Source organism: Streptomyces sp. ActVer, assembly GCF_027270795.1.
Lineage (GTDB): Bacteria > Actinomycetota > Actinomycetes > Streptomycetales > Streptomycetaceae > Streptomyces > Streptomyces umbrinus_A.
Window position 1 is genome coordinate 1 of the sequence record NZ_JAPWHT010000314.1, and the last position, 12,413, is coordinate 12,413.

Consider the following 12,413-nt stretch of genomic DNA (forward strand, 5'->3'; position numbering starts at 1 on the left):
CCACCTCGACCAGCGCCGTACGCCCGAACGGCAGCGGGTTGGCGACCAGGTAGCCGTCGCTCGGCACCAGGGCCGCCGGTTCGGCGAGTGCCGCGTCCCGCACGGCGCGCGCGGTCTGCGCGGCCTCCGCCAGACGTGCCGCGACCTGGTCGCAGGTCTCGTCGGTGCCGGAGCCGACGACAGAGTCGTGCGCCGTCGACTCGATGATCTTGTGCCAGGCGAGGGAGAGGAACGGGGAGTCGTCGCGCCGGGACCACAGCGCGTTCATGCGCTCGGCATGGTCGATCGTGCGCTCGGCGAGTGCCATCCGCTGCTTGAGCCCGAGCCGTACGGAGAGCACGCCGGGGAGGATGTTGCCGCGCACATGGCTGCGCAGCTCACCGGTGACGACGGCGGACACCTCGTCGCGCACATGCTTGCGCAGGTACTCGTCGAGGGTCGCGATGGTGATGGCCCGTCCTTCGCCGGACGCCTGTCGCAGCCAGGCCGCCAGGTGCGGGTCGGGCGCGTTGTGGTCCGTGCCCGCCATCGCCAGTACCGGATCACCGCCCCACCGCTCGGCCGTCATCTCGGCGTACTCGCCCAGCGCACGGCCGATCTGGTCGGGCACCAGCAGGACGTCGAGCCCGTTGTCGTAGCCGTCGAAGAGGAACTCGGTGCGCACCTCGGATCCGTCGGGCGCGCGCCAGCGGAAGGCGTGACCGTCGACGGAACCGGGTACACCGCGCCACAGTGCCGCGTGCTCGATGCCGGCGCGTGCGAGGATCTGCGGCATCTGCGCGACGTGGCCGAACATGTCCGGCAGATAGCCGATCGGCATCGCACCGCCGAGGTCCGCCGCGGCCGCCCACCCCATCTGTAGGTTGCGGACGATGGTCTCGCCGGAGCAGAGGAACTCGTCGAGCAGGATGAGCCACGGCCCGATGGCGATCCGTCCCTCGGTGACCAGGGCCACGACCCGCTCGCGGTTCTCCGGCCGCATCTCCAGGTAGTCCTCGATCGCGGCCATCTGCCCGTCGACTGTGAACCGGAAATCGGGGTTGGCCTCGGCTGTCTCCAGCACGGTGTCGAGGGCGGTCACCAGCCGGTGCCGGAAGACCTGGAAGGGCTCGTACCACTCCCGGTCCCAGTGGAAGTGGGGAACGAATACTGCGGAGTTGGGCATGGCGGGGCGGACCTTCTGTACGGGGCGGGAGCGGTCACTTGAGGGAGCCGGCGGCGAGTCCGGTACGCCAGAACCGCTGGAGGACGATGAACAGGATGATCACGGGCACGATCGACACCAGCGAGCCCATGATCACGGACTCCTGGAGGAGCGGGGTGCGGGCGGTCTGCCCGTTCCAGGTGAAGAGGCCGAGCGTGATCGGGAAGAGCTCCTCCTTCTGGAGCATCACCATCGGGAGGAAGAAGTTGTTCCAGATGCCGACGAACTGGAACAGGAAGATGGTCACCAGCGCCGGCGACATCAGTTTGAACGACACCGAGAAGAACGTGCGGAACTCGCCGGCACCGTCGAGGCGCGCGGACTCGATGAGTTCCTGCGGCACGGCGGCGTTCGCGAAGATCCTTGCGAGATAGACGCCGAACGGGCTGACGATGCTGGGCAGGAAGACCGCGAAGTAGGTGTTGACGAGTCCGACCTCGGAGAACAGTAGGAACAGCGGCAGCGCCAGCGCGGTACTGGGGACCAGCACGCCGCCGAGATTCACCGAGAACAGGAACTCCCGGCCGCGGAAGCGGAACTTGGCGAGCGCGTAGCCGCACAGCGCCGAGATCAGGGTGCCCACGGCCGCGCCCAGCACCGCGTAGACGACCGTGTTGAGGATCCATCGGGCGAAGATGCCGTCGTTGAAGGTGAACAGGGTGTGCAGGTTGTCGAACAGCTGGAAGTTCGAGAACGTCAGGCCGCTGGTGGAGGCGAGATCGCCCTGTGGTTTGGTCGCCGCGACGATCAGGAAGTACAGCGGCAGCATGAAGTAGATCGCCAGCACGAGCATCAGGGCCATGACGGCCGTACGGCTCACGCGGCTTTCCTGCGAAGGGGGTCGATTGCTCACAGTCCCGCCCTCTTGGAGGTCAGTCGCATGAACCCGAAGCTCAAGACGAACGTGATGACGGCGATGACCACCGAAATGGCGGCGGCCTGCTGGTAGTTGTTCCCGACGGCCACGGTGTACGCCAGCATGTTCGGGGTGAACGTGCTGGAGATGTTCGAGGAGATCTGGCGCAGCACGGCCGGCTCGGAGTAGAGCTGGAGTGTGCCGATGATCGAGAACACCGTGGTCATGACGATGGACGGGGCGATGATCGGGACCTTGATGCGCCAGGCGATGGCCCAGTTGCTCGCCCCGTCGATCCTCGCGGCCTCGTAGAGTTCCTGCGGGATGGACTGCAGCGCCGAGAACATGATCAGCATGTTGTAGCCGGTCCACAGCCAGGTCGAGACGTTCGCCGCCGACCACAGCACGGCACCGGGACCGAGGAAGTCCGGCTTCAGACCGATGCCGTTCAACAGGTCGACGACCGGGCTCAGTTGCGGCGAGTAGAGATACGACCACATGATCGCGGCGATGACGCCGGGTACCGCGTACGGCATGAACGCGGCGGTGCGGAAGAACCCCTTGAGCTTCAGCAGGTGGGTGTCGAGGAGCAGTGCCATGACCAGCGCGGTGAACAGCATCACGGGCACCTGCACGATGCCGAACAGGCCGATACGGCCGATGCTGGCCCAGAACTCGTCGTTCTGGAACACCTCGACGTACTGCTCGAAACCGCCGAACGTCGTGTACGAGGTGCCGTACTGCCCGCCGGAGCGGCGTACCACGCGGAAGCTCTGCCAGAGCGCGTAGCCGATGGGCACCAGGTAGAAGAGGACGAACGGCAGGAAGAAGGGCGTCAGGAACGCGACGATGGTGCCGGCCCGGGGGCCGCGGCCGGCCCGGCGCGGACGGCGCCGGCCCCGGGGCGGTGGTGACACCGCGTCGGTGGGGCGGGTGGCGATGTCGGTCATTCTGTGGTCACTTGCCCGCCGTGGCCGGGATGGCCAGGTCGTCCATCGACTTCAGTGCGGAGGCCTGGGCAGTCGCGAGCGCGTCGGTCAGCTTGCCGTCACCGGCCACCGCCTTGGCCATCGCGTCCTGCAGTGCCAGGTTCACCGTCTTCTGGGTGGGGCCCCAGCTGAAGTCGGTGTCGACCTTCTGGGACGACTCCGCGAAGACGTCGAAGATCTTCTCGTTGTTGTAGTACGGCACCCCCTTGGTCAGCGCAGGAAGCTTCAGCCCGTCGGTGGACGCCGGGTACAGGCCGCCCACCTCGTTCGCCAGCGCGAGCGCCTCGGGGTCGGTGTTGAGCCACGTGTTGAACTCGGCCGCCTCGTAGAGGTGCTTGCCGCCCTTCATGAACGCGACGGTCGAGCCGCCCCAGTCACCGGAGTTGCCGCCCGCACCCCAGGTCGGCATCGGGACGATCGACCACTTGCCGGCCTGGTCGGGCAGGTTGTCACGGATGCCCGTGTAGCCCCAGGCCGCCCCGAGCTGGGTGGCCATCTGGTCGTTCTGGTAGGCGGCGAACATCTGCGTCGACCCGTTGGCGAGGTCGGTGCGCACGAGCTTTTCGTCGATCAGCTTCTGCCAGTACTCGGCGACCTGCTCGCTCTTGTCCGAGTCGACGGTGACGTGCCACTTGTCGTCGGAGTAGCTGTACATGTTCGCGTTGTTCTGCCAGAGGAGCCCGTTGAACCATTCGGCGTTGTTCGGGTCGAAGAACGTCATGGTGAGCTTCGGGTTCGCCTTGTGCAGCTTCTCCGCGGCGGTGGTGTACTCGTCCCAGGTCGTCGGAATCGGGACGTCGTACTTCTTGAAGATGTCGGTGCGTACGTACATGGCCATCGGGCCCGTGTCCTGCGGAAGGGCGTACACCCCTTCGCCGCCGAAGCCGGCCTGCGACCAGGTCCACGGAACGAACTTCGACTCGGTGCCGGCGGCCGTCTTGCAGGCCGTGGCGTCCACGAAGGCGTCCTGGGAGCGCAGGGTGGGCAGCTGGTCGTAGCCGACCTGGGCGAGGTCCGGGGCCTTACCGGCCTTCAGGGCGTTGCCGATCGCACCGTACTGGTCGTTGGATATGTTCTTCGACTCGACCTGGATGTCGGGATGGTCCTTGTTCCACAGATCGACGACCTTGTCCATGCCGTTGACGGTGTTCCAGTACTGGAGGGTGACCTTGCCCTTCGAGGGCTCGCAGGATGCTGCGGACGACTTGTCCGACGAGTCGGACGACGAACATCCGGCGAGTACGAGGACGCCGGCTGCCGCGGCGACGACGGCGAGGCGGATGCGCGTGACTGTGCTGCTCATAGTTTCCGTTCCAGACAACGGCTAGCGACGGTGCTAGGCGGCTCGATGCTGATCCCTCGGGCGGAACGCCCTCTGGGTGGAAGGGACAGGACGCAACGGTGTCGGTTCAGGCGCCGAGCGCCGTGGCGAGGTGGTGGAAAACATTGGGTATGGATGCTTGTGAGCGGTCCCGTGAACGCTCACGGGAGCGCTCACGGCGATGCTCGGAGGTACGTCGCGAGGTGCAATGCGAAGTGCTCGGAAGTCTGCGCTTCGGCGCCGTTCAATGTCAAGACATTCGAGGCGGATGCGTTTCCGGCGGGTTACGCCGACCCGCTCAGCCGCAGCTCGGCATGCACGACCAGGTCCTCGACCGCGAGCGTGCGCGGGTCCGACAGCAGCCGCGCGACCTGCTCGATCGCGAGCACACCGAGCTGCCGCGTGTCGAGGGCGACGCTGGTGAGCGGGGGCTCCATCAGCGCCCCGAGCTGAAGACCGTCGAAGCCGATGACCGCCAGATCCTGCGGCACACTCCTGCCCAGTCGGCGGGCTTCCCGCAGAGCGCCGATCGCGATGATGTCGTTGAACGTGAAGACCGCGGTGACATCGGGATGGGCGGTGAGCAGCTCCCGGAGCGCCGAGCCGCCGCCGTCGGCCGTCTGGTCCGCACCGACCACCATGCCGCCGTCGATCCCGTGCGCCGCCGTGGCCGCCGTGAACCACGTGTGCCGGATGCTCGGCTCGGCCCGGGCCTGGTGGTCGACCATGCCGATCCGTGTGTGTCCCTTCGAGACCAGGTGCGTGACCGCGGCGTGGACCCCCTCCCGCCCGTCGATCCGGATCGAGGTGAAGCGCGTGGACCTGCCCTCACGACCGATGAGCACGACCGGCATGCCTCGGGTGAACGACTCGAGTTCGCTGTCGGAGCAGCTGAAGTAGCCGATGACCGCGTCGACCTGCGAACTGATCACCTGGAGCGTGCCGAGCTCCTCTTCCGCCCGGTCGGCGGTGTCGTACACGACGACATGCCAGCCATGGGTCCGGGCGGCCTCCAGGGCGGAGGCCGCGACCTCGGTGAAGTACGGGTTGAGCAGATCGGGGATGACCAGCCCGATGGTCATGGTGTCCTGGCGGACCAGGCCCCGGGCGAACCGGCTCGGCCGGTATCCGAGTGCGCGAGCCGCGTCCAGCACGCGCTGTTTGGTATCGCCGTCGATCTCGTCCTTGTCGTTGAGCGCCCGCGACACGGTCTGCCTGGACACCCCCGCGGACTTGGCGACGTCGTTGATCGTGACCTTCCGGGACTCCGACCCCGATGCCGACACCATCGCCCACCTCCTGCTTCTCGCGAACGCCGGTGCGCGCGCAAAGCCTGAGTATGCACGTACGGGCTTCGGCACGACGCCAGGCCTTGGACAAACCGGCCGACCCCGGTCGTGCCTTCCGGGGACCGGCATCGGGAGAAGGGGTGCGATGATGGCAGTCTTGGCACTAGATTTGGTGGCATGACTGCCATCACCGTTCGGATTCCGGACTCCATGGACAAGCCGTTGCGCGATGCCGCGGCCGGCGCTGCTTCGCTGAACGAGTACATCGTCAAGGCAGTGCGCCGTCAGATGACCCTCGATGCCGCCGGTCGCCTCGCCTCGCTGGAGCGCCTCGACCTCGATGGCGAGGGCGACACTCTGTGACGATCTGCAAGGGCGACGTGTGGGACGTCGACACCGGCAAGGGCAACCGGACCGTGCTGATCGCGAGCCTCGACGGGCTTGCCGACCGGTACGGGGCCGTGGTCGCCCTGGTGCTGCACAACCCCGCGGCTCATCCCGATACGGCGATGAGCGTGCGCCTGGCGACTCCGGTCGACGCCTCGGTGGTGGCCGTCAACCTGCTCCAGCTCTCCGCGGTCCGCTTCGAGACAGGCACCCGCCTCGGCAACATCGGCCCCGCGCAGCAGGCCCTGGTCGACGACGCGCTCCGGGCGGTGCTCGACCTGTAGCCTGTTTTCAGCTCGATACCCTCGCTCGGGACACGTCCTCAACGCTGTCCCAGCCGGAGACGAACCAGTCGGCTTCGCCGGTGGCGGGATCGTACGAACGCCGCCTGATCGTGCCGATGTTGCCGCCGTAGACGTGGATCCCGATGGTGGGTTCGCTGCCGACGGCTGTGACGGCGTGGACATCGTCGTCGGTGGTGCAGCAGACGGTCACCTGCCCCGGCGACCACCGAGTTTCGCCGGCCGGCGTCAGCGGTGCGCTCGCGGTGGACGCCGTCGGCTTGAGGTACCGGATCTCGTGCTCGACGCCCGCGTAGATGCCGGCGACGCCCCATGTCTCGTGCGAATGCACCTTGGTCTGCTGGCCCATGTCCCAGACCACCGATGCCAGCGACCAGCTTTCGTCGGGAGCGATGTAGAGCGGATACGTCAGGTGACGCTCGGGCGAGGATCGCGTGGCCTCCGGCGGAAGCCGGTAGCCGTCGGCCAGCAGAGCGGACAGCCGCTCGGCGACCCGCGCCGTGATCTCGTGCTCGTCGTCGGTGCTGCGCACCACGATTCCCACGTCGTCGATGAAGGTCTTCAGGCGATCGAGCTGCATGGTGCTCTCCTCTGCAGAGTGCCTTCAGGCGAACTTCCCTGCCCGCGTGCGGGTGTGCGGCCGGGTGTGCCGGCCCAGGATCACCGAGCCGGTCATGAAGGAGTGCCGGGCAGGATCCGGTACTTGAGGTGGGTGACGCCGGGTGCCTCGACGGCCCGGACCTGTTCGAGTCGCACATCCGCGTCGCCGAGGTTGTCGAGGAGGCGGGAGCCGCCACCGAGGAACACCGGAACGACGTGCAGTTCGAGCTCGTCCAGCAGTCCCGCCGCCAGATACTGCTGGGCGATCTGGCCGCCGCCCCACAGCATGACGTCCTTGCCGTCGGCGGCCTTCTTCGCCTGCTCCAGCGCGGACTCGATTCCGTCGGTGACGAAGTGGAACGTGGTCCCACCCTCCATCTCCACCGGCTTGCGCGGGTGATGCGTCACGACGAACAAGGGGTAGTGGTAGGGCGGGTCGTCGCCCCACCAGCCGGTCCACTGCTCGTCGCCCCACGCACCGCCGCCGATGGGGCCGAACATGTTCCTGCCCATCACGGCGGCGCCGATGTTCGCGATCGCCTCCTCGAACACCGCTGTGCTCGCGTTCACCTCGCCGTCCTGCCCGTCGTGGGCCTGGCGGAAGGCGGCCAGCGGAACCACCCAGTCGTGGAGTCCCTCGCCGCCCTCGCCGAGCGGGTTCTCCACGCTCTGGTTCGGGCCGGCGACGAAACCGTCCAGTGAGATCGAGATGTGACACCTGAGCTTGCTCATCGTGTCTCCTCAGTCGGCTCGGCGCCGCCCTCGGCGCCCTCGCAACGAGCATGGACCGATACACAGATGACGTCTAATGCCAGTTCTTCGAAGATCACATCGATATTCTTGATATGTGCTGAACCTGGTCCATCTGAAGGTGCTGGCCGCGGTGGCGCGGCACGGGTCCGTGACCGGAGCTGCGAGGGAGCTGCACTACTCGCAGCCGTCGGTGAGTCATCACCTGTCCCGCCTGGAGGCGGCCACCGGTGTCAAACTCGTCCAGCGGGTGGGCCGTGGGATCCGGCTGACCCCTGAGGGCGAGCTGCTGGCCAACCGGGCCACCGAGATCGTGGGACGGGTCGACGCGGCAACGAACGAGCTGGCCGCGCAGGTCGGTCTGGCGTCGGGGCGGGTGCGCCTCGCCGCCAACGCGTCCGTGCTGAGCACGATCGTGCCGAAGGCGGCCGCCATGCTGACCGAGGCGCACCCGGGCCTCACACTGAGCGTGATCGACCGTCATCCCGTCGAAGCTCTGCAGATGCTGCGGCACGGCGAGATCGACATCGCACTCGTCTTCCGGTACGCGCACGCTCCGCTGGAGGACGAAGGGTTCCGCATGGTCCACGTGGCCGACGACTCGATCTACCTGGTGAGCCGGAGCCCCGACGACAGCGTCGCGAACCATCGCGACTCCGCCTGGATCGGCGGTTGTGAACGATGCCAGGGCGAGCTGACCGCCGTCTGCCGACAGTATGGCTTCAGCCCACTCATCGAGTCCGTCTGTGACGACATGGTCGTCGTGCAGGCTCTCGTCGCCGCCGGTATAGGTGTCACCACCCTGCCCGGGCTCGCACTCCGCGCCCACCGCCTGCCCGACGTCCACACCACCGAGATCCCCGGCTTCCCCCGCCAGATCTACACCGTCACCTACGGCGATCCACCCGACCCACCGGCCACCACGGCGCTGATCCAAGCGATCCAGGACTCCGCCCGGTAGGACGTCGGTCCGGCGAGCGGTCAGCCCGGCGAGTCCCCTGGACCACAACCCCAAAGTCACTGGCTGAACGGCCTTGGTGCTGGTCCGGCTGATGGGACGCCGGTTCTGCTGCGACAGTTCAACCTGCTTGTGGTGGATGCTAGTTGAACAGGCCGACGGTGTGAGCAAGTCCAAGAGCGAGAGTCGTGATCAAGACGCCGGCTCATATCACTCATCCAAAGTCCTGGCTGTCCTCATGACCGTCTGCCGCCCAGGACCAGGCGCCCGCCGACGACTCCGCCCAGCTGTATGTCCCGCTGGAGCAGGCGGATGTCCTCCGCGTGATGGCCACCACCCGCCACGACACCGTCGTCACACGCTGGGCCCTCGGCCACCCCGTCCACGACCTGTTCCCCGGCCTGGCACGGCAGAAGTGGAAACGCCGTTCCTGCGGCCAAGGGGCCCACGGCCGGCGGATCTTCGACCGGGCCCGGGTCTCCTTCCCATGCGTGACTTCACCGCCCAACTGCACAGGGAACACCTCCTTGCTCGCCCCTTCGAGGTGACCCCGGTCCTGGCCCTGCTCAGCACGGATCACGACCGTCGTGTCGACTGGCTGCGTGCCGGACAGGCGCTGGAGCGTGTACTCCTCGTCGCCACGACTCTGGGCCTGCGCACCTCCCTGTTGCACCAGGCGATGGAGTGGCCGGACCTGCGCCGCGAACTGGCCCCTTCGCCCGATCGCACCGGGCACGCCCAGATGCTCATCCGCCTGGGGTGTGGGACCGCCGGCCCCGCGACCCCACGGCGTGCCGCGCGCACGGTGATCGATGACCTGTCGTGAAACAGCAGGCCGGCCCGGCGGCCCTGGGCGCGCTCGCTCCCGGAGCCTTCGTGCGCATCGACCCGAATGTGTGACGTGCCGTCAACTCGTCGGCGGACGCACCCTGTACGGGTCGGCCTCATCTCCTGACAGCTCTCCTGGTGTTCCGAAACCGTACGGCCCCACCACAGGGGCCGTTCGGCGTGCCGGCGGGTGCCTACGGCCCCTGCCCCGGGTGCCGCGGCGAGGTCAGCATCGTTCGCGGAGCCGCCGTGCGTCCCGGCGCCGTCCGAAACGGACACGGCATTCGGTGACCCCATCCCACAGCGCAATGGACACAGAAGGGAAAGGGTCATGACTCACCAGAACGTGGTTGTCGGCGTGGATGGTTCGCTGATCGCCGTACGCGCGTTGGACCGCGCCGCGGAGGAGGCCGAACGCCGGGCTGCCGGACTGCACATCGTGTACGCCGTGCCCGACTGTGACGAGGCCGGACCGGTGCTGGCCTCGGCCGCCACTCGGATCCGAGGCCGGTGTCCCGGACTGCCGGTCGTGATCAGCGCCGTCGAGGGTGGCGCCGTGGACATGCTCACACGGGAGAGCGAGGGCGCGGTGCTCACGGTCGTGGGCACCCGCGGACTGGGCGGAGTCGCCGGTCTGCTGGCCGGTTCGGTCAGTGTCCGGCTGGCCGCGCGGGTGCGGGGTCCGCTGTTGGTCGTACGCCACGACGACCCACTCCATCGGAGTGCTCCCGGTGCGGAGCGAGAGCAGGACCGCAACGGACGCCCGGTGCTGCTCGGTCTGGAGGGCGAAACCGACGCGGACGCGGCCGCCTACGCCTTCGAGGAGGCGGAGAGGCGTGACGTGCCGTTGCGCGTCCTGCACGCGGTGGCCCGTCGGCACACCACTCCCGAAGTGCCCTCGCTGCTCCCCGCGACGAGCCCCGGACAGCGCCGCCAGACCCAGGACGACCGGGCCGAGGAGGCCATGCCACGGTTCGGCCTCGCCCTTCTGCGGGAGGAGCACCCGGACGTCTGCGTGGACGCCCGCACGGTCCGAGTCAGCCCGGCCCATGCGCTGCTGGAGGCCACGCGTGAGGCGGCCGTCGTCGTCATCGGCGCACACCGCAACACCGGTGCGCTCGGTCGGCGCCTCGGCCCGGTCGCGCACACCCTGCTGCACCGCTCGCACTGCCCTGTGGTGCTGGTGCCGACGAGTGGCTGACGGCGGCTCGACGTCCTCGAAGGCGCGGACCGTTCGGCCCCGGAACGCGGGACAGCCGGCCCCAGGGGGTCCGGCCGCCGGAGCGGGACATTGAGCGCGACGAGAGTCGTCAAGTTCTCGAGCAGCACTCCCTTGGAGGGATGAGCATCATGGCAGTGCACGATCACTCCCACCGGCATCCGGGGTTCCGTTTCCCGTTCCTGCGCAAGCTCGGAACGGCTCCCGTCTCCGTCGATGGGACGACCGCCGCCGCGACCGCGACCGGGGCGTATGTGCTCGCCGGACTGCGTCTGCTCACGGGGTTTGTATTCCTGTGGGCGTTCTTCGACAAGATGTTCGGCTTCGGTTACGCGACGCAGCCGGGCAAGGGCTGGATCGACGGCGGTTCGCCGACCAAGGGGTTCCTCAGCGGTGTGGCGGCCGGCCCGATGGAGTCGACGTTCCACGACTGGGCGGGGGCCGGCTGGGCGAACTGGCTGTTCATGCTCGGCCTGCTCGGGGTCGGTCTCGCCCTGATCGCGGGGATCGGGCTGCGGCCGGCCGCGGTGGCAGGGACCGCGATGATGGCGTTGATGTGGATCGCCGAGTGGCCGCCGGCCAAGCACCTCTCCGACGGGTCGGTGAGCATGTCGACGAACCCGTTCATCGACTATCACCTGATCTACGCGGTCGTGCTGGTCGCCCTGGCGGTCGCGGGTGCGGGTGCCACGTGGGGTCTGGGCCGGATCTGGGCACGGCTGCCCTTCGTCAACCGCAACCGCTGGCTCCGCTGATCCGTCGACAGGGAGAACACGGCAGGCCCTTGCACGGGGCCTGCCGTGTTCTGCGTTGTGAGGCCTAGGTGCAGGGAGAGCCGACTGCCCCGTCGCACCAGGACCTGGGGCCTCTCCTGCCTCAGACGCCGGGACGCGAGAGTGGAGTGCTGCCGAAGGAGTCAGCCATGTTCCATGTCGTCACCACCGGCCTCGACGGTTCGCCCGAGACTCTCCCCGCCGCCGCCCGGGCTGCCCCGCGAAGCGCTGCTGCGTGCGGTCCCGCGGCGTGTCGTGTACGCCGACGATCAACCGCCCCACGCCTACGTGGCCTTCGTCGGCGACGCCGTGCCGCCGCCCGGCAACGCGATCTCCGGCATGCCGATCCCGGACGTCGACAGGGCCAAGAGCGTGGTCGTCATCAACCGCTCGATGGGCCAGGGGTACGCGGGCATCGACAACGAGTTCTACACGGCTCCAAAGACCGGCATGTTCTTCACCGATGCCAAGAAGGGGCTGAGTGAACTGAAGTCCGCCGTCGGTGAGTTCGTCAGCTGACGTACGGGCTCCGAGGACGATGCGGAGCCCACCTCGGTGTGTGGGATCAGCTGGTGCGCAGCAGCGCGGGCGGACAGAGCCCGAAGAGATCGGTCACGCTCGGCGAGAGACTCGTCGACGAGGTGCCGGCCGCAGACCGGCGCGACCGCGGTGACCACCACTGGCGTGGCGCCGGTTCGCCCCGGGCGCGGGCAGTGATGTCCAAGGGGCGTGCGCGCCGCACCCGGGCATCAGTGGAGCACCGTTGACATGCTGGTCTCATCACTCCTCCGGCACCATGTCGATCGCCCCGGACGGGCACTCGGCCGCGCACAGTCCGCACCCCTTGCAGTAGTCGAGGTCGATCGCGAACCCCTTGCCGGGACCGAGCTTGGTGATGGCGTTGTCGGGGCAGACGCCGTAGCAGTTGTCGCACTCG

13 protein-coding genes and 3 pseudogenes are annotated in these 12,413 nt (G+C 68.1%); 8 read left to right on the forward strand and 8 right to left on the reverse strand.

The window, feature by feature from the left end; genetic code table 11:
- The 5 genes and pseudogenes from O3Q52_RS36790 to O3Q52_RS36810 form a co-directional block, all read right to left on the reverse strand.
- A pseudogene (locus tag O3Q52_RS36790) lies at positions 1-1,165 on the reverse strand (alpha-mannosidase); the annotation flags it as partial.
- Positions 1,166-1,199: 34 nt separating this feature from the next.
- Positions 1,200-2,006, reverse strand: a complete 807-nt coding sequence (locus tag O3Q52_RS36795) for a carbohydrate ABC transporter permease (protein ID WP_269652968.1) — start codon at positions 2,004-2,006, stop codon at positions 1,200-1,202.
- 47 nt (positions 2,007-2,053) lie between these two features.
- The gene (locus O3Q52_RS36800) at positions 2,054-3,010 is read right to left on the reverse strand and encodes a carbohydrate ABC transporter permease (RefSeq protein WP_269652958.1); all 957 of its coding nucleotides are present in this window, start codon (positions 3,008-3,010) and stop codon (positions 2,054-2,056) included.
- A 7-nt stretch (positions 3,011-3,017) separates the two neighbouring features.
- Entirely contained in the window at positions 3,018-4,352 is a 1,335-nt protein-coding gene (locus O3Q52_RS36805; RefSeq protein WP_269652959.1) for an ABC transporter substrate-binding protein, read from the reverse strand.
- A 302-nt stretch (positions 4,353-4,654) separates the two neighbouring features.
- Complete coding sequence (locus O3Q52_RS36810) at positions 4,655-5,659, reverse strand: LacI family DNA-binding transcriptional regulator (protein ID WP_269652960.1); 1,005 nt, start codon at positions 5,657-5,659, stop codon at positions 4,655-4,657.
- Positions 5,660-5,836: 177 nt separating this feature from the next.
- Between O3Q52_RS36810 and O3Q52_RS36815 the strand changes: the two genes are divergently transcribed.
- Positions 5,837-6,022 carry a hypothetical protein gene (locus O3Q52_RS36815; protein WP_143642668.1) on the forward strand — a complete coding sequence of 62 codons (186 nt, stop codon included), beginning with the start codon at positions 5,837-5,839 and terminating at the stop codon, positions 6,020-6,022.
- Positions 6,019-6,330 (forward strand): hypothetical protein, encoded by a 312-nt coding sequence (locus O3Q52_RS36820; RefSeq protein WP_269652961.1) that lies wholly within the window; start codon positions 6,019-6,021, stop codon positions 6,328-6,330. The genes O3Q52_RS36815 and O3Q52_RS36820 overlap by 4 nt, the downstream gene beginning before the upstream one ends.
- 7 nt (positions 6,331-6,337) lie before the next feature.
- Here O3Q52_RS36820 and O3Q52_RS36825 read toward each other — a convergent pair whose 3' ends face one another.
- On the reverse strand, positions 6,338-6,928 hold the full coding sequence (locus O3Q52_RS36825; RefSeq protein ID WP_269652962.1) for a hypothetical protein: 591 nt from the start codon (positions 6,926-6,928) through the stop codon (positions 6,338-6,340).
- A gap of 92 nt (positions 6,929-7,020) precedes the next feature.
- Positions 7,021-7,680, reverse strand: coding sequence for a dihydrofolate reductase family protein (locus tag O3Q52_RS36830; RefSeq protein ID WP_269652963.1), 660 nt, complete (start codon positions 7,678-7,680; stop codon positions 7,021-7,023).
- A gap of 115 nt (positions 7,681-7,795) precedes the next feature.
- Between O3Q52_RS36830 and O3Q52_RS36835 the strand changes: the two genes are divergently transcribed.
- From O3Q52_RS36835 to O3Q52_RS36860, 6 genes and pseudogenes are all read left to right on the forward strand, one after another.
- Positions 7,796-8,659: a LysR family transcriptional regulator gene (locus tag O3Q52_RS36835; protein ID WP_269652964.1), complete on the forward strand. Its 864-nt coding sequence runs from the start codon at positions 7,796-7,798 to the stop codon at positions 8,657-8,659.
- Between the two features lie 296 nt (positions 8,660-8,955).
- Positions 8,956-9,135, forward strand: a pseudogene (locus tag O3Q52_RS36840) (IS701 family transposase); the annotation flags it as partial.
- Positions 9,136-9,137: 2 nt separating this feature from the next.
- Positions 9,138-9,482: pseudogene (locus O3Q52_RS36845) on the forward strand (hypothetical protein); the annotation flags it as partial.
- A gap of 333 nt (positions 9,483-9,815) precedes the next feature.
- Positions 9,816-10,685: a universal stress protein gene (locus O3Q52_RS36850; RefSeq protein WP_269652965.1), complete on the forward strand. Its 870-nt coding sequence runs from the start codon at positions 9,816-9,818 to the stop codon at positions 10,683-10,685.
- A 149-nt stretch (positions 10,686-10,834) separates the two neighbouring features.
- Complete coding sequence (locus O3Q52_RS36855; protein ID WP_269652966.1) at positions 10,835-11,458, forward strand: DoxX family membrane protein; 624 nt, start codon at positions 10,835-10,837, stop codon at positions 11,456-11,458.
- 174 nt (positions 11,459-11,632) lie between these two features.
- Positions 11,633-11,995, forward strand: coding sequence for an NAD(P)(+) transhydrogenase (Re/Si-specific) subunit beta (locus O3Q52_RS36860; RefSeq protein WP_269652967.1), 363 nt, complete (start codon positions 11,633-11,635; stop codon positions 11,993-11,995).
- A gap of 261 nt (positions 11,996-12,256) precedes the next feature.
- On the opposite strand, the gene O3Q52_RS36865 is transcribed toward O3Q52_RS36860, so the two are convergent.
- A partial coding sequence (locus tag O3Q52_RS36865; RefSeq protein ID WP_269652969.1) for a 4Fe-4S binding protein occupies positions 12,257-12,413 on the reverse strand: 157 nt, incomplete at its 5' end.